Origin of the sequence: Dyadobacter sp. CY327, assembly GCF_021390415.1 — a bacterium.
In the GTDB taxonomy this organism is placed as follows: Bacteria; Bacteroidota; Bacteroidia; order Cytophagales; family Spirosomataceae; genus Dyadobacter; species Dyadobacter chenhuakuii.
In genome coordinates this window covers 445,196-467,382 of sequence record NZ_JAJUXJ010000007.1, presented here as the reverse complement: position 1 = coordinate 467,382, position 22,187 = coordinate 445,196, and the positions used below count along the sequence as shown (strand labels likewise).

General features: G+C 48.2%; 13 protein-coding genes. 5 read left to right on the top strand and 8 right to left on the bottom strand.

Going from position 1 to position 22,187, the window contains the following annotated elements:
• Nucleotides 1-35: 35 nt before the first annotated feature.
• From LZG74_RS18210 to LZG74_RS18200, 3 genes are read left to right on the top strand one after another with little or no spacing between them, the layout of a single operon-like run.
• On the top strand, nt 36-1,817 hold the full coding sequence (locus LZG74_RS18210) for a PA14 domain-containing protein (RefSeq protein ID WP_233797958.1): 1,782 nt from the start codon (nt 36-38) through the stop codon (nt 1,815-1,817).
• Nucleotides 1,811-3,760 carry a plastocyanin/azurin family copper-binding protein gene (locus LZG74_RS18205; protein ID WP_233797957.1) on the top strand — a complete coding sequence of 650 codons (1,950 nt, stop codon included), beginning with the start codon at nt 1,811-1,813 and terminating at the stop codon, nt 3,758-3,760. Before LZG74_RS18210 ends, LZG74_RS18205 begins: the two co-directional genes overlap by 7 nt.
• 43 nt (nt 3,761-3,803) lie before the next feature.
• The gene (locus LZG74_RS18200; protein ID WP_233797956.1) at nt 3,804-4,556 is read left to right on the top strand and encodes a DUF1080 domain-containing protein; all 753 of its coding nucleotides are present in this window, start codon (nt 3,804-3,806) and stop codon (nt 4,554-4,556) included.
• A gap of 21 nt (nt 4,557-4,577) precedes the next feature.
• Here the strand turns inward: LZG74_RS18200 and LZG74_RS18195 are convergent, their stop codons facing one another.
• Nucleotides 4,578-7,328 (bottom strand): hypothetical protein, encoded by a 2,751-nt coding sequence (locus LZG74_RS18195; RefSeq protein WP_233797955.1) that lies wholly within the window; start codon nt 7,326-7,328, stop codon nt 4,578-4,580.
• Nucleotides 7,325-8,761: an alpha-L-fucosidase gene (locus tag LZG74_RS18190; RefSeq protein WP_233797954.1), complete on the bottom strand. Its 1,437-nt coding sequence runs from the start codon at nt 8,759-8,761 to the stop codon at nt 7,325-7,327. The genes LZG74_RS18195 and LZG74_RS18190 overlap by 4 nt, the downstream gene beginning before the upstream one ends.
• 3 nt (nt 8,762-8,764) lie before the next feature.
• Between LZG74_RS18190 and LZG74_RS18185 the strand changes: the two genes are divergently transcribed.
• Together LZG74_RS18185 and LZG74_RS18180 are read left to right on the top strand one after the other, a co-directional pair.
• On the top strand, nt 8,765-9,121 hold the full coding sequence (locus tag LZG74_RS18185) for a type II toxin-antitoxin system HigB family toxin (protein WP_310589345.1): 357 nt from the start codon (nt 8,765-8,767) through the stop codon (nt 9,119-9,121).
• A 5-nt stretch (nt 9,122-9,126) separates the two neighbouring features.
• The gene (locus tag LZG74_RS18180; RefSeq protein ID WP_233797953.1) at nt 9,127-9,492 is read left to right on the top strand and encodes a type II toxin-antitoxin system HigA family antitoxin; all 366 of its coding nucleotides are present in this window, start codon (nt 9,127-9,129) and stop codon (nt 9,490-9,492) included.
• Nucleotides 9,493-9,498: 6 nt separating this feature from the next.
• On the opposite strand, the gene LZG74_RS18175 is transcribed toward LZG74_RS18180, so the two are convergent.
• The 6 genes from LZG74_RS18175 to LZG74_RS18150 form a co-directional block, all read right to left on the bottom strand.
• Nucleotides 9,499-11,526: a glycoside hydrolase family 127 protein gene (locus LZG74_RS18175; protein WP_233797952.1), complete on the bottom strand. Its 2,028-nt coding sequence runs from the start codon at nt 11,524-11,526 to the stop codon at nt 9,499-9,501.
• 18 nt (nt 11,527-11,544) lie between these two features.
• Entirely contained in the window at nt 11,545-13,401 is a 1,857-nt protein-coding gene (locus LZG74_RS18170) for an exo-alpha-sialidase (RefSeq protein ID WP_233797951.1), read from the bottom strand.
• Nucleotides 13,388-14,800, bottom strand: coding sequence for a RagB/SusD family nutrient uptake outer membrane protein (locus LZG74_RS18165; protein WP_233797950.1), 1,413 nt, complete (start codon nt 14,798-14,800; stop codon nt 13,388-13,390). The genes LZG74_RS18170 and LZG74_RS18165 overlap by 14 nt, the downstream gene beginning before the upstream one ends.
• Nucleotides 14,801-14,886: 86 nt before the next feature.
• Nucleotides 14,887-18,033 carry a TonB-dependent receptor gene (locus tag LZG74_RS18160; RefSeq protein ID WP_233797949.1) on the bottom strand — a complete coding sequence of 1,049 codons (3,147 nt, stop codon included), beginning with the start codon at nt 18,031-18,033 and terminating at the stop codon, nt 14,887-14,889.
• Nucleotides 18,034-18,281: 248 nt separating this feature from the next.
• Entirely contained in the window at nt 18,282-19,763 is a 1,482-nt protein-coding gene (locus LZG74_RS18155) for a glycerol kinase GlpK (protein WP_233797948.1), read from the bottom strand.
• A gap of 67 nt (nt 19,764-19,830) precedes the next feature.
• A complete protein-coding gene (locus LZG74_RS18150; RefSeq protein WP_233797947.1) occupies nt 19,831-22,146 on the bottom strand; it encodes a glycosyl hydrolase family 95 catalytic domain-containing protein in 2,316 nt (771 codons plus the stop codon).
• Nucleotides 22,147-22,187: the final 41 nt, after the last annotated feature.

Genomic DNA, 22,187 nt, shown 5'->3' with positions numbered 1-22,187 from the left:
AATACTATTTCCTGGTAAGTGAATACAAGACTTCAATGATGCCTATCCCAATATTCGCCAAAAAGCTCCTGTCAGCGGTTTTGATTTTGTACGCACCGCTCGCCTTCGCGCAATCCGACACACAAAGCCTTCCATTCGATACATTAAGGCTGGATAATCTGGAACAATTCGGCAGTCCGGATAATAATTCCTGGCATATCGCGGGCAATGTGTCCGCCGACCGGAAGCAAACAGGAAACCTTGACGAGACGAAGGGAAAGGGAATTTTGGTTTATAAACCTTTGAAACAGAATCATCCACTCACCAGCAAAGCACAGTTTGGTAATTCCGATATTGAGCTGGATTTCCTTTTGTCTAAGGGCGCATCTTTCCAAATTCTGCTGCATGATCGCTATGGCATCAAAATAACAGATGATTGGATGAAGGAAGTCAATCCCGGAGCCAAAGCGCCTGGTCTGTGGCAACATTTAGCGATCCAATTTCAAGCGCCGGTTTTAGATAAAGATGGAAAAGAAAAGCAACCGGCAGGATTCAAGAAGATCTTGCTGAATGGCCAGGAATTTGTTAATAGGGCTGAAAAACGAAGCATTAATACGCCTGGGAAAAATTCAAATTACTCATTGACATTCATTGGAAACGATCTGCCCTTTGCGATCAGGAACATTCGATATAAAACCTACAACGGGGATTTGATCCGCATATCAGATACGAAATTCAAGGTTTATCAGGGCCTGCACAAAAATCCTGACACACTGGCATCGCTGCAACCCAAACGCACCGGCACGACGGACACTCTTTCGCATTTGGTTGGCGACCGCAAATCGCAGCTGGCGATGGAAGGCATAATGGACATTCCACGCGACGGAGATTATCTGTTCAAAATGATCGCTGGTGGCGGCGCATGGTTTTACCTGGATGGAAAACGGATCATCGATAATAAAGGGACTCGGGATTTTGAGCGTGCGTTTTATGCCAAACATCCGCTCAAAAAGGGAAAATACCCATTCAAAATCATTTACTCCAATTCGGACGAATGCCTCGTTCTGCATTATGAAGGTCCGCAAATTCCCTGGCAATCGCTTACCACACCGGCTTCCATGCGTGTGAGCGAACGCTTTGAACCGCTGGAATATAAAGTCAAAAACAAGCCTGCGATGCAACGCGGATTTATGATGCATCGCAATGAAATCAATCCCTACACGGCCTCCGTCGGCATTCCGGCCTCGACTTCTGCAAAGGAAAAGAACGGGAACAATTATGCGTACGATATGAAGCGTTATAATTTGCTGTCGGCGTGGCACGGACGGTTTATTGATGTTTCCAATATGTGGACGGAACGCGGTGAAAAGCAACTCGAAATACCACTCGGCGCCAAACTCGAACTGGCCCAAAAGCCCCTGCTGGCCAATTTATCATCTCCGAAAGCGCCATGGCCAGATTCAGCCCAAACAGCGGAAGGCGTTTTCACAAACCGTGGTTATAAACTGACTAACAGTGGATTACCCATTTATTTTTATACACTTAATGGGACTACTGTTGAAGATCTTATCAGTGCAGACAATGATAATGCAGGGTTAACAAGAGAAATAAAAACAGCTTCAAAACCCGGAACGACTGCCTATCTCTTGCTGGCGGAAGGAAGGGTGATCGAGCAGACAAATGGCGGCGGATATGCCGTGGATGATAAGAGCTATTATATAGAAAATCTGCAAACGGGAGGCGTGAAGCCGATTCTCCGCCGCGATAATGGCCGCCAACAACTCATTCTGCCGGTTCAAAAAGATACACTTACGATTAAGTACAATATAATATGGTAAGGTGCGCAATTATTGCATTGTTGTTCATCTGCGCGGTGAATGCTTTTGCTCAGAATGTTTTAGAAAATGAAAGTAAATTTTACAAAATATCGACAGTGCCTGTGCCCGACAGCATTATGCTGGAAGTAGGCGGACTGGCATTCACCGATGATGACAAACTCGGCGTGGCCACAAGGCGCGGCGAGATCTGGGTGATTGACGATCCTTATCAGAAAAGGAGTCGGACGCCACGTTATTCGCTCTTTGCCAGCGGCTTGCACGAACCGCTTTGGCTGGCTTACAAGAAGGGCGCTTTTTATACTACGCAGCGCTCCGAGCTCACCAAAATGTCGGACAGCAACGGCGATGGCCTGGCGGACCTGTTCCAAACCGTTTACTCCTGGCCGATCTCCGGAAACTATCACGAATACTCATACGGCCCGCTGATCCTGCCGAACGGCGAAATGTTGGTGACGCTTAATCTGAGTTGGGTGGGCCGCGGCGAAAGCCTTACCAAATGGCGCGGATGGATGCTTAAAATTACAGAGGATGGCAAAATGACGCCCTTTGCCACGGGTATGCGTTCGCCGGCAGCCTTTGGGCTGAATGCTTACGGAGACATTTTCGTGGCAGAAAACCAGGGCGACTGGATCGGCTCAGGGCGCATCACGCACCTGAACGCAGGCGATTTCGCAGGGCATCCGGCAGGGTTGAAATGGGCATCGGAACCAGGTTCACCTATTGATTTGGAACGCTCCTCTTTTACCGATTCCATTGGCATTATGTACGATTATGCAATGGGGAAACCGCATTTCAAAGTCCCGAGCATTTGGTTTCCACACACGGTGATGGGCATTTCCACTTCTGCGATCGTGTCCATGGATTCGGAAGAAGCCGGGCCTTTCAAAGGGCAGCTGCTCGTTGGTGATCAAGGGCATAGCAAAATTATGCGTGCATTTTTGGAAAAAGTGAATGGCCAGTATCAGGGCGCTTGTTTTCCATTTCGCGAGGGCTTTGCTTCTGGTATTTTGCGCATGGCCTGGGGAAGCGATCACTCCCTATTTGTTGGCATGACGAGCCGCGGCTGGGCGTCGACCGGGAAAGAGCTTTTTGGTTTACAAAGACTGATTTTTCCAGAACAATTCCCATTGGAAATCAAGGCAATGCGCATTACAACAACCGGTTTTGAACTTGAATTTACCAAACCCATAGACAAAGCGGTTGCTGGTGCCACAGAGAATTATAAAATGACCGGTTTTACTTACAGCTACCACAAAAAATACGGCAGCCCGGTTATCAATTCAGGAAATTGCCATGTGGAAAAAGCGGAAATTTCAGAAGATGGGACAAAGGTGAAACTGACTGTTAACGGGCTTCGTGCAGGCTACATTCATGAGTTAAAAATTGCAAACCTGGCGACACCGAAAGGCGAAAAGTTGCTTCATCCCGAGGCCTATTACACCATTAATTCATTCCCAGAAGGCACCAGCCATACGCACCATGCCATGGCACATTCGCAAGCACCCGCATCAGCGACAGGCTGCGGGACTGATCCTACCAAATCCATTCACGAGCAGCCCTCAGAATGGAAAACGGGAGCTGATGTGACGATCAATATGGCCACCAAGCCGGGGTTGAAATTTGACAAAGAAATTCTGGAAGTGAAGGCAGGCAGCAAGGTGAAGCTCGTGTTCGATAACAATGATGACATGCTTCATAATCTGGTGGTTATCACACCGGGAAAAGGCGAAGAAGTGGGTCAGCTGGCCATGGATATGGGCCTCAACGGCACCAATGCCGGCTACATCCCGGACACTAAATCCGTCCTCTTCCACACCTGCCTCATCCAACCCGAAACCTCCCAAACCATCTATTTCACCGCCCCAAAACCAGGCGACTACCCATTCATATGCAGCTTCCCCGGGCATTCGTTCGTGATGAAAGGGGTTATGAAGGTGCGGTGAAATGCTTTTCTCATCAAGTCGTGCCCCTTTTTGTAACACTAATATGAAACATCAGCAAATTTCTGCAATCCTAGTTTTAAATCTGCTGCTGAACGTGGTAGCGCCCGCCCAAACCCTCCCACCCGCTTCTGCCACGGAAGACTGGTCGGTGAAACCGCCGGTTGTGATGCCTGGGGAGCGGGATATGCCGCCTTCTGATGCAGTTGTGTTATTTGGCGGGAAGCAGGATTTGGGTCAGTGGGTGCACCTGGATGGGTCGGCCGTGAAATGGGAGGTTAATGCGGAGGGAATGACGATCGTTCCTAAGACGACGGACATTCAGACGAAGCGGAAATTTGGGAATGCGCAGGTTCATGTTGAATGGAAGACGCCCGATCCAAAAGAAGATAAAGGCATGAACCGGGGCAATAGCGGTGTGTTTCTGATGGGACTCTACGAATTACAGATCTACGAATCCTACAATTACGAAACACGGATCTACTACAACGGACAGGCCGGAAGCGTTTACAAACAACACGTTCCGCTGGTAAACGCGGCGCGCAAGCCGCAGGCCTGGCAAACCTTTGACATTGTTTTCACTGCGCCGGTTTTCAATGCCGACAAGACATTGAAAACACCGGCCTACATGACGGTCCTGCACAATAATGTGCTGATCCTCAATCACGTGGAACTGAAAGGACCAATGGTTTACCAGGGCTATCCCAAATACGAATATCACGAATCGAAGCTGCCATTGCGGTTGCAGGAACATGGCAGCCGCGTGAGTTTCCGCAACATTTGGATACGGGAATTTTAAGCAGCTAACTTGTCGCTAATATTATTCAAACAGCCAGTCCAATGTGGTTGAAGCGTTTGCTTTTGCGTCGTTCTGCATTGCTTTTAAATCCTGGTTTGCCTCAATGAATCCGAGTACAAGAACCCTTCCCTGGCCTAAAATAAGTGTATTTTCTCCTGCTGGAAACCGGTAACTGTGCACATTCACTTCCGGCAGGTCCGATAGCTTTACAGCATTGGCAATGCGGACCTCAGCTTCGCCGCGATCATTCGCGCTGGCGTCGGTTTCAAGGTTGGGCGCTGCCAAAAACTTTTTGTCCTTATCCTGGAAATATCCTACAAGCACGTCAACCGGCTTGTCATTCGTGAACGTAATCCGCGTCTGCTTACTTTCCCGATCCTGCGCTGAAAACTGAATTCCCTGCAACGGCTGCAAAGCTTGCGCTATTCCGGAAATTTTGGTGGCGCGATCTGAGAAGACTTTCTGGCCGGTTTCCCAGCTGATCCGTTTCAGACTTTTGTCTTTTAATGTAACGTCAGCGACTTGGAGCATTGCTTGTGCTGCCGCTGCGACATTTGCACCAGCGCGTAACTTTGAAACATTGCCCTTAAAATGTTCCAATTCCTGTTGGTAGTAGGGCAGCAATTCCACCCACGTTTTATTTTTGCCATCGTCCCCGCCCACCGGTACGCGTCGCTGGGCAGTTTGCATGCTGTTGGCATACAAATAGGTATTTTTAGTCAGATCAGCGAGCCGTTGGAAATGTACTACACTATTTTCCAGGTATGGAATCGCGTTTTCAAGATCATTAATATTATTGGAATTTTGATATTTCAAAACCGACGCTGCTGCTTTCACTTTTTCAGCAAAGAAATCGGCTAGCGCCTGATTACAATACATGTCATTTTGTACGCGTGCGAACTCTTCCTTGTTTTTACTCACATGCGGCGCTGCTTTTTCAATGGCCGCAACGGCTAACTTTCCGTGCTCCGCCACTTCGTCAATGATCTGCACCGGCGTTTCCCCCACGTGCTTTTCGCCACGCGATTCCTTTCGGACATATTCCGTAAGCGTTTCACCCTCAGGTCCGTCGGAATTATAAAGCTCCGCCCATACCCTGTATTTTTTGGGGTTAACCAGCTGGCTCATGGTCATGCCTAATGTGAGCGTCTGCCGGTTTCCGTTTGTGATCCCAAACCTCCGCAATAACTTTGGCGCGATTTCGCCTGCCTGCTCATAGGCTTCCAACACCTCTTTTCCGTGATTATTTATGCCAAAATCATCACCCAATTGTTTGGTCCAATAGACAATTTCCTCATTCCGGCCGCGGCGGCAATTCCATGCGTAACGTGCCCAGGCTTTGTACCAAACCCAATCACGATCCATTTGAAGCTGGCGTGGTGTAACATTGTCCGCTGAAAAAGGCCAGTCCCAATAGGATGCTTCGGGATACAAATGCAGTCCGTTGGCACCGTGAACGTCGTGCATCGCCTGGACACTTTTTTGAATAAAATCCGCAGAACCATACCGAAATGGCTCTAAATTGGCCAAAATGTGCACATTATCAATGTGTGTAGAACCCAGCTCGCTCATTTCCCGGTGCATTTTCGCCCATGGCCCGCGGGGCTGGTAAGTCGTTAAAGCCTCGCCGTTGTATTTATTCATCGTGTACAGATTTTTGTAAAGCGGCAGTGCGGCTTTCATCACGAGCTGCGGGTTCGTATCATGCCCGCGAAGGACAATCGGCGGTTGGATTGCGTGCTGTGACAAACCTTCCTTTACACCTGGAATAATGGTTTTTGTAAACCATTCCACGTCCGTATCATCCCCGTCCATGGCCTCCCCAAGCGTAATGAGCAAGCCAACATTCGGATACTTTTCGACAAAAGCGGCGATGGATTTTCGGGTGTAGTCGGCGATTAGAGGGGTGATCGGACGCTTTCTGTCCTGCGTTTTGATCCCGTGCTTATCGGCAAATGGTTTCGAAACAATGATATTGTAAAACATCTGGATCACCCAAATCCCACGCTTGTCGGCCTCCTGGGTGAGAAAGCTGAAAATCTCTTCATTTTTACGAAATGTCTCGTCGTCCACCTCAACCGCGTAGGGATAATCTTTGAGCTTAACCAATGAAGCAAAAGGATGCCCATTCCAAAGATAAAGGGAGTTCATCCGGTTCTCGACGAGCATATCCAGATACTTGATCCATAGTGCCTTATCATAGAACCAGGGGAAATTCTCAGGCGTGTAAGGATATTCATACACCGTGCGACCAGGAAGATAAACGGGCTTTTGAATGCCGATGCAAGTCCCGCGCAGCACCATTTCAGGCTGGTCGGAAATCGCCAGGTTCTCCGGAATTTTGCCTTCATTTTTTATCCGTTCAGCCAGTTCCAGACAGGCATACAAAGCACCCGACGCGTCGGAACCGGAAAGGATCACTTTGCTGCCGGACGATAAAATTTGAAAACCTTCCTTACCCGGACTTTTTGCCGGAGTCTCAGGCAAATCCTTCATGTTCATTTCCATTAACTCATCGCTGGAAATGCCAATGAAAATAGTTTTCACTTTGCCCGAACGCGGCATTTTACGAGATTTCGGCAACATGGTCACTGCAAAGCCATTCTGCCTGAGCGCTTCGGATAGTTTCATGGCACCAAACGCTATGCGGTTGCTGACCGGACCGGCCAGGTAAATGTTGATCTTTTTACTGCCTGCATCACCGGATTTGACTTGCGCCAGCGATGCAAATGCAAACAAAAACAACCCGAGCATTAAACTATACTTTTTCATTCCGTTTCAATTTTGAAGACATAAGCGAGGTCAGAGGGAATCCTGGTTTTTGCAGGAACTGTGAGTGTTAATCCGCTGGCAGATAGTGTGTTTTCGCATTTCACCAGATTTTTCAGGCCCAGCAGATGTACGCTTTTTAGTTTCCCGTTAACGCTTTGTGAAGTGAGGTTTTTGAGTTTGACAGCCACATTATCACCCGGCCAGTCCAGGAAAATGGCATAAAGGGTCTTTCCTTTTTTAGTATAATAAACCTTTTGATTTGCGGCCGTGGTTTCGCCAAAAACACTGAATGGCCGGGTGTCATAAATAGCCTCGCCAAACGACCACATCCAGCGCCCAACCTTATAAACCACTTCTTTCTGGTCGTCCGGAAATGTGCCGTCAGCCTTAGGTGAGAGGTTCAAAAGCATTTGCCCATTCTTGCTGACCACTTCAATCAATGTATGAATAATCTCTTTGGGCTGGCGAATCTCCATGCCTTCGGTGTAGCCCCAGGAGTAAGAGAGGCCCGTTCCGATGGAATAATCGCATAGCCAGGGCTTTGCTATGATGTTTTTGGGATTTGAATTTTCATGGTCTTCCATGCCAACGCCGGCGGGAATATCTTCGCCCTTATACGTCACAATCACGTCCTGCTTGCGTTTTTCCGCTTCGTTAAAATAATGTGCAAGATACGTTTGCAGGTTTTTTTCAGGCACCTGTTCGAGCCAGGCGTCGTGGTAAATCACGTCGGGATGGTATTTGTCGATAAGCTCCTTGCATTTGTCCATCCACATCTGGTCCCATTCCTCCTTTTTCATGGTCGAGCCATAGAGCTTCGCATACTTTGGATCCGAACCTGCCCAGCCGGGTTTCATTTTTACATTGGTGTAATTCAGTTCGTGGTGCAGGGAGGTGAAAAACTTCATCCCCCGCTGTCGGATCGCCTTTTCCAGCTCACCCACAACATCCCTTTTCGGCCCCATATCCTTCGCGTTGAAAGGCGTAAGATCACTGTCCCACATCGCAAAACCATCGTGATGTTCGGCAACCGGGCCGGCAAACCGCGCACCGCCTTTCACAAACAGGTCCGCCCACTCATTCGCATTGAAATGCTCGCCCTTGAACATTGGAATAAAGTCGTGATAATCGAACTTTTCCAAAGGCCCGTAAAGCGCGAGATGCCGCTTATAAGTCCCCAGCTTCGAATAATCCGGGCTGTCGTTATGCATATGCTGAATGTAATGCTCATTATTATAAGCCGGCACCGCATACACGCCCCAATGACAATAAATCCCAAACTTCGCATCCCGCATCCAGTCCGGGACTTCATTGTGATTTTCAAGTGACTGCCAGTTGGGCTCATAAACTTGCTGCGCCTGAACCCCATGGCAAAGCAAAACGATTAACAAGGAGTAAAATGCAGGCCTAATGTCCGATCCGAATAATTTCATATTTTGAAACAATGTTTTTATTTCGAAAACAATATTATAATTTTGGGAATATTTAATTTTGGCGTTTTGGTAATTGTTTCGCACAAGGCTATCAGGGAATTTTGCATCAAGAATCCGGCTTGGCAGCAGGCTCTGGAAAAGTGGTATAAAGAAACGGCCGCCTGCGATTGGTCAAATTTTAGCGATATCAAAAAGACATTTAACTCGGTTGATTCAGTTGGAAATGGGCTTTTTGTGTTCAACATTGCTGGTAACAATTGCCGGTTGGTAGCAAGGATATTTTTTAAGAAACGGACATTATTTATCCGGTTTGTTGGCACACACAAACAATATGATCACATAGATATCTCAACATTATAAGCGTTATGAAAAAATTAAAAACCGAGCTTGAATATCAGCATGCTTTGCATGATCTTGATGTTCTGATGAAAAAAGGTGAAGACCATATCTCTGATCAGGAAGCCGAAATGATTGAGTCGCTTGCGCTGGCAATTCAAGCATTTGAAAAAACTTATTACCCTTTCCCTATTCCCAAAACCATCCCTGAAATGGTTGAATTAAAGCGCTTTCAGCTGAAATTGACACAGGCGGCGCTGGCGGATATGTTAGGGCTGGGGAAGCCTAAGCTTTCCCAGATCCTGAATGGAAAGCGCGAGCCGGACGTTCCTTTTTTGAAAGCCGTATACCAAAAACTGGGCGTTGACCCGGGCTTTCTGCTGGATAATGCCTAGCTGCTTTTACCGCGCCAGCGGCAGCCAGACCGACATATCATTGTGCCCGCGGTTGCCCCAGGCGTAATATGGGACCAGGCGGACGGGGATTGTTTTTGGCGTTTCTGTGGAAACTTCCCGGTATAGTTTTCTGGTCCAATCCGTGTTATCCACCAGCATCGCATCGCCTTGCAGGCCCATAACCGGGCTGTTTTCAATGGTTAATGGTGTCGGTTTTAAATTATTTTTTACACTGATGGCCACGTCGAAAATGGTTCTTCCTTTGGGCAAATCCACCGATTCCAGGCAATACACAACCGGGCCGCGCTTCACGGCGATCTGGTTGCGTGTTTCCTCCACCAATGAGTTTGATTCGATCAGTTTTACAGGCATAGGAAGCATTATTTCGATCTTGTCGCCTGTTTTCCAATTGCCCTTGATTTCTGCGTAAGTTCCTGAAACCAGCCTGCTGTTATGCGCTTTTCCGTTTACCAATATCTTCGCATCGCTGCACCAGCCGGGAATGCGGAAAAACATGGTAAACGGGTCTTTGGGTGCTGCTTGCAAAGTTATATTCACCTTTCCGTCCCAGGGATAATCCGTGGTCTGGGTCAGCTTTAATGCACCCGATTTGAGCTTTGTATCCAGATGATTGCCTCCATACAGATTAAAAAACACACCTGCATCCGACAGGCTGTAAGCATACTGGCTCACTTCTGAAACGGTGCGCACAACGTTAGGCGGGCAGCAATTGGATTTTGAGATATAACTCACCCGATCCTTCGACCAGCGTTGCGCAAAAGGAAGTGAGTCAGAATAGCTTAATGGATTGGTATACAAAAATTTATCCCCTTTCAAATTAATGCCTGACAACACACTGTTGTATAAGGCGAGCTCTACAATGTCCGCGTATTTTGCATCGCCCGTGATTTGCAGCATCCGCCAGTTCCAGAGCACATTGCCAATGTTGGCGCAGGTTTCGTTGTGGGCGGTGTAGTTGGGAAGCTGGTAATCCCGGCCGTAAGCCTGATGCACTTTTTGAACCTCGTCGGGCTTATAGGAAGTTCCGTCCGGGGAGACGCCGTCGTAAAGCGAGCCACAGGCGCCGGTAACATACATTTTATGCTGGGTAACATCGTCCCACATGACGTGAAGCTGGTTCAGCAGCGCGGCGTCACCTGTCTCGGCATACACATCTGCTACGCCTGCATACAGGTAATTGGCGCGCACGGCGTGACCCATGACTTTGGTTTGTTTCAAAAACGGGATCCGGTCCTGGTTGTCATCGGTGCCTTCGGTTGCGCCTTTGATGGAGATCAGATGCTTGACCAATGTTAGGTATTTTTCATCTCGCGTGGTGCGGTAAAGCTCCGATAAACCCATGTAATGTGACGGGCAAATGGCATTTCTGGATTGCTCGGGCGTGGCCGTGTTGTAAAAACCAATCAAAAAATCGGCTGCTTTTTTAGCAACATTCAGCAACGACGTTTTTCCGGTTGCGCGGTAATGTACGCAGGCGGCGGTCATCAGGTGGCCAAAATTGTAGGCTTCAAAACTGAGCCTGTCGGCGAACATTTGGGCTTCGCCGTTCTTCTTTTGATCTATAATCGCTTTGGTATAAATATAGCCATCCTCACGCTGGGCCTTGGCCATAACGGCGATGGCCTTGTCCATCATTTCATCCAGCTTTTTGTCCTTAGTAGCCGCATACATGCTCGCGACGGCTTCAAATGTCTTGTAAAAGTCACCATCATGAAAAGAAGGCCCTTTGAAGTTCCCTTTTTCCAAGCCGGCCGCAATTTCGAAGTTGCGGAAAGAATGGCTGATAGTCGGATCGGTGTAGGTTTTCCAAAGTTCGGGGACCATCGTTTCGCGGCAAACTTTGAAGCGATCGGCCCAGAATCCTTGTGTCCATTGCACGGCGTTCAGGTCGGTGCCGTGGAGTTTGGCGAAGGAGCTTTTTGACGTGTTTACCAATGCATTATCCTGTGCGTAAAGCATTTGTGCAAGGAAAAATGCGGAAATCGTAGTGATTATTCTCTTATTTAAATTCATATCTCGTTCGTTGAGAAGTTATTCTGACTTGCTCGTTACATATCGGACGTTATAAGCCGCTTCCCGGTCTTTTCCGCCTGCATTGGGAAGGTCGTACATTTGATCTGTGGGCGTGTCGGCATTAGGGAATCGTCTGGTGTTTCCGGTCCGGAATGTGATGCGACTCACGGATTCCAGCGGGGCAAAAAGAATGTTATTGCCTAGATTTTTGCCATTGACAGTCACGCTGTAAAGCCGCGTTTCCGTGTTGAGCCTTACCGTGATCTCGTATTTTTCACCCGGCTTATAGGTCATCAGATTTTTGTTCCTATAACCTGCTTTCGTCCTGAAATTACCCGTCGAATCGAAGGAAAGTCTGATCCCGGGTGTGCCTTTTGCATCCTGGAACTCAATATCCAGCAAACCGTGGTCATTTTGTTTTGGCTCAACAGCAATTTCAGCAATCAGCTGTTTAGTAGCCGGTATTACGCGTTCAGCTTTTGCATAATCAAATGGATCTGAGTCCTTTAAAGACAGAAATTTGGTATTATCTGCACCTTTTTCAATGCCGACAGCGGCCCAAAGGGGACTGTAAATGTTCCATTCCGAAAGTTCCTTTCCGTTTGGCAGCTCATTAAAGCGGTCTGTTGCGTGTTTCTCGGCCACGGACCTTACAGGCACAGGCACGGATGAGACCCAGATGTCTTCTTTGTTCATACTATAACTGACCCAAAGCTTTCCATCCGGAGGAATCCCGTTCGATGGGCCGCCTTCACCCTCACTGATGCCGCGCGGATATTGCGGGCCGTAAGACTTGTAATTGCCGCCATAACGCATGGACGTTATCTCGCCATTTACCAGGAGCAGATTTTTATAATTCAGTCCATCATCACTTACCGAAATGGCGAGCGGCCAGCGGAATTCGGATGGATTGTAAACCGTTGCATATTTGCCGTCGGAAGTTTTTTGCCCCCATATTTTAGCATTACTATTGACGAATCCTGGCGCACGCCTGGGCTTGTACAGCCAAGTGGCGCCATTGTCTTTGCTTATGCTGGTTAAGGCATTTTTCCAAAGGCCCACCACCCTGCCATCTGGCAAATGATAGGCACTAAGCGCTTTATATTCTCCTTTCAATGAGATCAAGGGATCATCGCGGTCGGCTTCCTCTACCCATTGCTGCGTTGCAAGCTTATTAGCCAGCAACTCTTCGCATGCTTTGACAAAGTCCTTATCCTTGCTTTCCGTATACAGCGGATAACCCGATTTTTGGTTCCAGGAAGCATTAGGCCGGATGAAGTAAATAGGCCCGAAACCGCCATCCTGCTTGATTTCCCGCACCACCCGGCCAATCCCATTTCCATCATTGGGATCATCTTTGGCATCCAGGGCAATGCCATAATAGGCAAGCGTCAGCAATTTTTTGCTTTTGGAAACATAAAAACCCATGCGCTGGTGCATGACTGCATAAAGGTCTTTTGCCGTTCCGGGATGCGTCTTTTTCTTTGTCCCGTCGGGAATTTTATAGGGCGGAAAGAGCGTAACCGGTTTCGTCCAGATGCGGCCATCTTTTGAAGTCTGAAGTAATGTTTGCCCCGGCGGAATGTGCTCACCCACAGGATTGCTCAGGTAATTGAGATAAAATTTATTGTTCCAATAAACGAGATTGGGTGCATGATTATAAGTCCAGGTTATAGCCGTATCCTTGCCCGGATCTTCGCGGTTAACCCGTAATGTCTGGTAGGAATGGACGCCGATCGCCGGCGTAAGCGCGCCATGGTGATAATCTATATTCACCAAAGTTTTACCAGTATAACGGACCGTGTCCTGCGCGTGCGAAAGCTGCACGCACAGGACTGCCACCAATGTTGTTATTTTCAGTTTAATATCCGGCATTCTGTGTTATTCTAGAGTTCTGATCGCGGACAATGTTCGGGATCGGCAATAGTAATTTGGGTTCGGAAACATTCTTTCCTTTGGCGGTCAGGACCGGAATCGCACGGTTTGTTCTCTTTAAATCAAACCATCTGTGAAATTCAAAAGCAAGCTCCATTCTGCGCTCGTGTTCCAGTGCCAGCGCCACGGTGTTGTATTTGGCAGGATAACCCGCTGTTCCGTAAAGCGGTAATGCTGCCCTTTTGCGAACTTCATTGAGATAGAAAACTTCCCCGGTTGCTTCTGTCAGCATCAACAGGACATCCGCATAACGCAGCACGATAAAGTTGTTGTTGGCTGCAATGTTCTGATTGATAAGCGGTGCCGTTTTATCTGTCCATTTTTTGGGAAATTTCGCAGCCGTAAAAGCACCTTTGGCATCCACAAAACCGGTATCAATGCTGGCTTCCCTGCGGGAATCGCCTTTTTCATATTCGTTCCAGATGTCGTCAACGACCTGGTTCATGCCCGCTCCGTAAAAGCCCAGTGCGATCGAATTCGGGAAGAATTCAAGATAGTAATTGCTGTAAGGGTTCGTCGCGCTGCCTCCCAGGAACTGGATTTCGAAGATGGATTCTTTCGTATTCTTATTTTTCACGTCCCAAAGCGAAGCATAGGAAGGCAACAGCTCATATTGTTTGCTGTCGTAAACCTCTTTCAGCTCTTTCGCCGCGTTGGCCTTATCACCGGCTGTGAGGTATATTTTGCCTAAAAGCGTTTGCGCAGCGCCCTTGGTTGCCCTGCCCACAATGCTGGAAGTGGCGGGTAATTTTGCTTTGGCTTCGTTCAGGTCTTTGATGATCTGCGCATAAATTTCTGTCGATGGAGAACGCAAAATGTTGTAAGCTTCCGCAGCAGTTACCGGCTTGGTTACCAGCGGCACATCACCCCAGATCCGCACCATATTGAAATAGTATAGCGAACGCAGGAACAGCATCTCACCTTGCACCTGCGACTTGTAAGCGGCGTCAATATCGGCCGTGGCAATCTTGTCCAGGATAATGTTGATGTTGTAAAGCGACTTGTAGAAATCCTGCCAGAACTGATAAACCATTGTGTTCGCAGGAGCCAGTGAATAATCCCGGAACTGCCATTTGTCGGCCTGGTTGCCTGAAATGTTAAAGATCGTAACATTGTCGCCCATCAATTCACCGGCGTAGGAAACCGGACCCTGCGGATGATAAACGGTTACCAAAGTGTTATAAGCCGCATTGGTAGCGAGGTCAAAATCGGTTCTGGTTTTATAGAAGATCTCGGCGTTCGGGTTTGAGATCGGTGCAAGTTCCAGGAAGGAGTCTTTGCATCCCCACGTGGTGGCCAATATGCTGGCGGCCAGCGCTATTTTTAATATATTTTTCATTTTTGTTTCTAATGTTTTGGGTTTGCCACGAATGCGCCGCAACAGCAGCCGCGAATTGATTCGTTAGTTTCTGATGCTATGCTGCATTAGAAATCAGCTTTGATGCCTACTGTAATGGTTCTTGGCAATGGATAAGATCCGTAATCTACGCCCTGGAATGCTCCCGGAACAGGCGCATTTCCGCTGCTGTACGAGCCTGCTGTTTCCATGCTGCTGCTATATGACGTCGTTCCGTAAGTTGTATTTTCGGGGTCATAACCTGTGTATTTGCTGAATAAATGCACGTTTTCGGCATTCACGTAAACCCTGGCACTGCCGATTTTGAGCTTGTTGGTCCATTTGGCAGGCAATGAATAGGAAACCCGCACATTTCGCAACCGCACGAAAGATGCATCTTCCACCCAGTAGGACGAGAATTGCTTTTGAAGACCCAGATAATTTACCGACGGCTTGAAATGTTTGCCATCGCCAGGCTGGGCTTCCGAACGCCAGTAATTGTACATGCTTTCAAAGAAATTACGGCCATTATCCCAAGTGCCCAGATAGCGCACATTGTTGTTGGCAATCTCTCCGCCAAACGATCCCTGAAACAAAAATGAAAGCTCAAAACCCTTATAACCAACCGTATTGGTGATCCCGGCCGTGAAATCGGGCTGGTAGTTGCCCAATATCGTCCGGTCCGCATCTGAGATTTTCCCATCTCCGTTCACGTCGCGCACCCTTGGGTCGCCCGGTGTGGTGCTGGCGTGGTGCGGGTAAGCATCAATTTCGCCCTGGTTGTTGAAAACACCATCAAAAACATATCCGTAAAAATTCGAAACAGGCTGCCCTACTTCCGTGCGGACGGTCACCACATTATCCACATACTGGATCGGCGCATTGCCCGGGCCCAGTTGCAGCACTTTATTGCGGTTTCTGGACACGTTGAAATCGGTTGTCCAGGTAACGGGACCTGCCAGGTTTTTGGTGGAAATGTTTAGTTCAACACCCCGGTTGCGCATCTTGCCAATGTTTGTGAGCTGGGAAGAAAAGCCGGTAATGTCGGGAACAGGCACGAAAAGGAGCATATCACGGGTGATCGAATTGTAATATTCTGCCGATAGGTTTACCCGGTTATTAAAAATGGCCAGGTCGACGCCCACATTGAACTGGTTTGTCTTTTCCCAGCGCAGTCCGGAGTTAGCCAGGTTACTCACTTTCAAGCCATTCGCAATCGTTGTGCCGTTCACATAAGGAGCCGATGCCAGCAAGCTGATCGATCCGTAATTAGGGATCTGATTGTTGCCGGTCACGCCGTAGCTGGCGCGGAGTTTCAGACTGTTGATCGCATTCACGCCTGATAAAAAGCTCTCGTCAGAAATGAGCCAACCTGCTGATACAGAAGGAAAGTAACCCCATTTATTATCTTCTCCAAAACGCGACATACCATCGCGACGGATCGCACCTGTCAGGAAATATTTGTTCTTAAAATTGTATTGCACCCGCGCGAGATACGAAAGCAACGACCATTCGCTCGCCGTGGTGTTCCCGGCTGTGACCGTTCCCGCATTGAGCGTGTGAACCAGGTCATTAGGGAAATTATTGGCAGCCACATACATGGTCTCGTCACGCTGTTTCTGGCTTGTATAACCCAGAAGTCCCGTTAATGCATGCTCTCCGATCTTTTTCTCATAGGTTAACGTGTTTTCGCTCAGCCAGTTGAACATATAAGCGTCTCCTGCATTGCCTTGCGCTGCCAGCACCGCCGAGTAACCGTATTTTTGTTTATCATTCCAATAAAATGCATTGCGAGAGTTGTAAAGGTTACCGCTAAGGCTCGTCCTGAATCTCAGATTATCCACGATCTCATATTCCAGAAAGCCCGTTGCCAGCGTATTGAACGACTTTCTGGACTTATCCACTTCCCTTGTAAGTGAGTAAGGATGCCATAAATTCATGTCACCGAATGAGGTGAACCGGAACCAGGCTGAATTGGGATCACGGAACCCCAGGTTGCCATTTTCATTGTAAACCGGAAAATGCGGGTTGCTTTGTAAACCCAGACTGATGACATCGCTTTTCCCCTGCGTGCCTTCCGTGCGGTCAAAAATAGAGGTGATACCCAGATTGAGTCCGACACTTAACCGCTTGTTGATCTGCGTTTTAACATTGGATCTTACGGACAGGCGTTTGTAATAGTTCGCATCTAAAACTGCCGTTTGATCCAGGTAAGCGGCCGAAAACATGTATTGCGTTTTTTCCGTGCCGCCGGAAATCGTCACCTGCGCATTATACGACGGCGCTGTGCGGAACATGACATCCTGCCAGTTGGTGCCTTTTCCGAATTGCTGCGGATTATTTGTAAAGTCTTCCGGTATTTTTAATGTTGCGGGACGCAAACTGTTCGGGTCGCTGGCCTTCCCGCCCTGCGCTATCCACGCATTGTTTTTTGCATCTTTATAGGTTTCAATGTATTGCTGTGCGTCCATCATTTTCACGCGACGGACTACTTTTTGCGATCCGTACTCCACGTTGGCGCTAACGCTTACTTTTCCGGGCTTGCCCATTTTGGTCGTAACCAAAATCACCCCGCTGGAACCTCTCGAACCATAAATCGCGGCCGAAGAAGCATCTTTCAAAACCTCGATCGACTCGATGTCCTGCGGGTTAATGAGGTTCAGATTGAAGTTTTCAAGCGGAACGCCGTCCACAACGATCAGCGGGTTTGTGCCGGCTGTAATGGAGCTGACCCCACGGATCTTGATCACCGGCGAAGCGCCTGGCGCGCCTTGCGATTGGGAAATGTTAACCCCGGGCAAGGTTCCGGCAAGCGACTGCGTCACATTGCTGAAAGAGCGGTCTTTGAATTTATCATAGTTAATTGAAATCACTGCCCCGGTAACAGCGCGCTTGCTTTGCGATCCATAACCGACCACCACCATTTCTTCCAATGATTTGCTTTCTGAATTCAGCTTTACCGAAATCTCCGTGCGGCTTCCAACTGTCTCTTCAACAGACTGGTAACCAACGAAACTGAAAACCAGCACTGTTTCCTGACTCGGCACTTCGATCTGGAATTTTCCATCCGCGCCCGTTGTCGTTCCCCGCTGCGTCCCCTTGATCACAACACTCACACCCGGTAACGGGTCCGTGTCATTAACGCCTGTCACGCTGCCTTTTACAGCGAGATTCTGCGCATTCACCACCGGCACAGCCAGTATCAATGCCAGAATGATCGGTAAGATTCTCTTCATATGTGATTTTTCTTTTACTTTCTTTTTTATTCTATTTTTTACGAAAAATAGGAACATTTTCACATACAAAAAACAATTCGCTAATATTTATGTCTTATTTCGATAAAAAATTGTTTAAAACCGTCCCTATCACACATTTCGGCTCTCAAAAGGGTGTGCAATCGAAATATTGTCTGGAAAAATAGAAGAAAAATAAAAGCCCGTGTGTTGCACACAGGCTTCATCGATTGATAAAATGCTGATAATAATCAACCAATCGCTTCCTGCCAACCTTTATAGCCAGCCCGTGCGATCGCATTGTCAGGCGAGGGAAGCAGCATTGTATGGTTGGTGTTCAAATTTTTGAGAAAAGCAATGTCCTTATATACACCAGCTTGCAGGCCAGCCAGATAAGCCGCGCCCAAGGCTGAAACCTCCGGAAAGCCAAGATTCACCACCGGCTTTTCCAGCAGATCCGCCAGGAACTGAACGACGAATGTGTTGGCGGTGAGGCCGCCATCAACTTTCAATTCCTGCAACAAAATGCCCGTATCCGACTCCATAGCCGTAATTACATCCTTGATTTGATAGGGAATAGATTCCAGGGCAGCCCTTACCACGTGATTTTTATTACAGTCAAAAGTCAGCCCGGTGATGGAAGCTTTGCGGCTCATATCCCAGTGCGGCGCGCCTAGTCCGCTGAATGCCGGAACCAGATATACGCCATTGTTATCCCGGACCGAATTTGCCATTTCCTGCGTATCTGCAATGTCGCCAAACATGCCAAGATTATTTTTCAACCATAAAACCGTCGCACCGCACGTGACGATAACGCCTTCCAGTGCATATTCTACGTGATCGCCTGTACTCCACCCAATAGTCGTTACCATGCCATTTTTGGAAGATTTTGGCTCTTTTCCAATATTCATCAGGATGGAAGAACCCGTTCCCAATGTTGCTTTCGCCACGCCCGGCGCGAAACATCCTTCCCCAAAAGCAGCGGCATGTGAGTCGCCGATCATACCGGTGACATTGATTTTGGTCTGTAATAATCCTTCAAAATCGGTTGCGCCAAAGAATGAAGATGACGCTTGAATATCAGGAAGTTGCAGGTTTTGCAGATCAAATTTGCCAAGCAAGTCGCGGTCCCAATCCAATGTTTTAAGATTGAAGAATAAGGTCCGCGAGGCATTGGTATGATCGGTGAGATAGGCGGCACCGCTCGTTAATTTGTAAAGCAACCAAGTGTCGACTGTCCCGAAAAATGCCTTTCCAGCTTCGATAGTGGCTTTTACGGCTGCATTGTGCTCATTGAGCCAAATCACTTTTGAGCCCGAGAAATAAGGATCGATCAGCAGTCCGGTTTTCTCCCGGATCTCACCTTCCAGGCCGGACGTTTTAAGTTTTTCACAAACAGCAACCGATCTTTTACATTGCCAAACCACGGCAGGGCACAAAGGTTTTCCATTCTCATCCCACAACACGAATGTCTCGCGCTGATTCGAAATCCCGCAGGCCGTTATCTCAGAAATGATTCCCCCCTTTTGCTCAAAATCGGCGAGGCACTTGCGAACCGATAGAAGCACATTTTGATAAATCTCCTCAGGATCCTGCTCTACAAGCCCGCCATCCAGATAATGCGTATGAAGAGCTTCCACACCGCGTGCGACAGCAGCGCCCATTTTATCAAAAACGAGTGTTTTGGTACTGCTCGTGCCTTGGTCAATCGCCAGTATAAATGGGCCGTTCATATTATTCAAAATTCAGAAAGGAAATAAATAAAAAACATTCGGAAGTAAAGCTAAATATGGGGCAGGTTTACTGTAATTGAAGATCCGCATTCAATTTATAATGTTTCCCTTTCACCGTATCAAATGTCACACGCTTGGATCCATAGCGGACATGGCAAGGGTTACCCGCCTTCGAAAGGACGTCAACACGCTGTAACTGACCGTTTTTCCATTCCATCGTAATTTCAAATGCACCTCTTGCCACCAAGCCGGACACTTTTCCCTCGGGTAATGCTTTGGGAAGAGCCGGCAATAAGTGCAGTTCTCCAAGATGGCTCTGCGCCAGTAATTCCAGGATGCCCGCTGCTCCGCCAAAATTCCCATCGATCTGGAACGGTGGATGAGCGTCGAAAAGGTTGGGATAGGAACCTCCCCCGCCCTTTTTAACGGACGCATCCATGATGGGGTTGAAAAGCTTTCGGATCATCGTGTAAGCGTGCTCGCCATCCAGGAATCTCGCCCAGTAATTGATTTTCCAGGCAAGGCTCCACCCAGTTCCGTCATCGCCGCGGAAACCGAGCGATTTCTTTGCGGCCTGAATGAGCTCAGGCGTTTTTTCAGGCGTGATTTCCTCGCCCGGATACACGCCCCACAGATGCGAAACGTGCCGGTGATGGCTCGTTGTATCATCAATATCCGTCATCCACTCTTGCAACTGACCTGCCTTACCTACCTGATTCGGAGCAATTTGTGAGGAAAGTTTCTCTAATTTGGCTGCAAAATCCTGATCTGTTTTCAGCACATCCGCACTTTCAATGCAAGCTTTGAACAAGGCCCTGATAATTTGGTGGTCCATCGTCGGTCCGGCTACCAGGCCCCCGTTTTCAGGGGAATTGGAAGGCGAGCTGATCAGCATGCCGGTCTTAGGGTCTTTGACCAAAAAGTCAACAAAAAACGCCGCTGCGCCCTTCATGAGCGGATAAGCTGTTTTTTCGAGAAAAGTTTTGTCCTGTGTAAAACGATAGTGTTCCCACAAATGCAGGCTCAGCCACGCACCGCCTGTAACCCAGATTCCGTGGTTGGAAGCATTTATGGGTGCTGCGCCGCGCCAGACGTCGGTGTTGTGATGCACCAGCCAGCCATTTGCATTGTAATGTTCCTTTGCCACCGCTGCGCCGGTTTTGGACAGATCGGCTATCATCGCGAAAAGCGGCCGATGACACTCCGGCAGATTGCCCATTTCAACCGGCCAGTAATTCATTTCCGTATTAATGTTCACCGTGTATTTGCTGTCCCAGGAAGGTTTCAGCTGGTGGTTCCACTTTCCCTGCAAGTTCGCCGCATGCGTACCGGGCCGACTGCTCGCAATAAGCAAATAGCGCGCGTACTGCACATATAAGGCCAAAAAAGCCGGATCATCCGGGTTATCCTTGAATTTGACAAGCCGCTCGTCTGTGGGCAATGCGGAATTGGCTTTCACAGGAAGATGCAATGCAAAACGACCGAAAAGCCGCTGATGATCTGCAATGTGCTCTTTCAAGGCTTTATCAAAAGGTGGTGCATTTTTGAGGATAGCGGCAGATTTCGCAGCAGCATTGCCGTTTACATTCTGATAATCCACATAGTTCGTTGCTGCTGAAAGTATTAATATTGCTGCCGTGGCATTTTCAACGTTAATTTTACCATTCTCATGACTAACTTTTCCATCGGTAACGACCTTCATTTTCGCCACGCCTTCAAGCACACCATTTTCAACCTTCACTTGCAGTGTCAGCTCATTGGCATGCCCGGTTATGTTTTTTTGCGCATGAATGGCGTCCATGCGAACGGCGAAATTTAGCTTTCCGGATTGATCGGCTGTAAGTTTTATGTAAATGGCCTTAGCGGGATAACTTGCAAAAACTTCCCTTTTGAAACCGACATTACCATTCTTATAGTAGACCTGCGCAATCCCTTTTTCGAGATCCAGCTCGCGGCGATAGTCGCTCACGTTCCTATGCTCCGGAAAATCAATGTGCACATCGCCGAATGCCTGATAGGCCATCTGCCGCAGCGGAACGCCCATAAAATGCTCACTGGCAAGTTCTTCCGCTTCTTTTTGCTTACCCTCGTTCAGCAATGTCCGGATCTGAGCTAAATACTGGCTTGCGCCTTTGTGCGCATAACTCCGCGGCTCGCCGGTCCACAATGTCTCCTCGTTGAACTGGATCCGCTCATTTTCCACACCGCCAAACACCATCGCCGCCAGGCTTCCGTTGCCAACAGGAAGGGCGTCTTCCCATTGCTTGGAAGGTTGTTTATACCAAAGTTTCAGATCCTGCGCATGGCTGGGAGTCATACACAGACTGATCACAAACCCGGCCAGTAATGTTGCTTTGGAAAGTTGTAAGAACCTGAAAATCATTTGTAAACATTTAAATTAAAAACTAAACTGCTCTACTGCGC

Bases quoted from the DNA above. Each gene is read 5' to 3' on its own strand.
- LZG74_RS18195 (WP_233797955.1), bottom strand. From the start codon at position 7,328: ATGAAAAAGTATAGTTTAATGCTCGGGTTGTTTTTGTTTGCATTTGCA.
- LZG74_RS18175 (WP_233797952.1), bottom strand. From the start codon at position 11,526: ATGAATTTAAATAAGAGAATAATCACTACGATTTCCGCATTTTTCCTT.
- LZG74_RS18150 (WP_233797947.1), bottom strand. From the start codon at position 22,146: ATGATTTTCAGGTTCTTACAACTTTCCAAAGCAACATTACTGGCCGGG.
- LZG74_RS18160 (WP_233797949.1), bottom strand. From the start codon at position 18,033: ATGAAGAGAATCTTACCGATCATTCTGGCATTGATACTGGCTGTGCCG.
- LZG74_RS18180 (WP_233797953.1), top strand. From the start codon at position 9,127: ATGAAAAAATTAAAAACCGAGCTTGAATATCAGCATGCTTTGCATGAT.
- LZG74_RS18200 (WP_233797956.1), top strand. From the start codon at position 3,804: ATGAAACATCAGCAAATTTCTGCAATCCTAGTTTTAAATCTGCTGCTG.
- LZG74_RS18190 (WP_233797954.1), bottom strand. From the start codon at position 8,761: ATGAAATTATTCGGATCGGACATTAGGCCTGCATTTTACTCCTTGTTA.
- LZG74_RS18165 (WP_233797950.1), bottom strand. From the start codon at position 14,800: ATGAAAAATATATTAAAAATAGCGCTGGCCGCCAGCATATTGGCCACC.
- LZG74_RS18205 (WP_233797957.1), top strand. From the start codon at position 1,811: ATGGTAAGGTGCGCAATTATTGCATTGTTGTTCATCTGCGCGGTGAAT.
- LZG74_RS18210 (WP_233797958.1), top strand. From the start codon at position 36: ATGATGCCTATCCCAATATTCGCCAAAAAGCTCCTGTCAGCGGTTTTG.
- LZG74_RS18155 (WP_233797948.1), bottom strand. From the start codon at position 19,763: ATGAACGGCCCATTTATACTGGCGATTGACCAAGGCACGAGCAGTACC.
- LZG74_RS18170 (WP_233797951.1), bottom strand. From the start codon at position 13,401: ATGCCGGATATTAAACTGAAAATAACAACATTGGTGGCAGTCCTGTGC.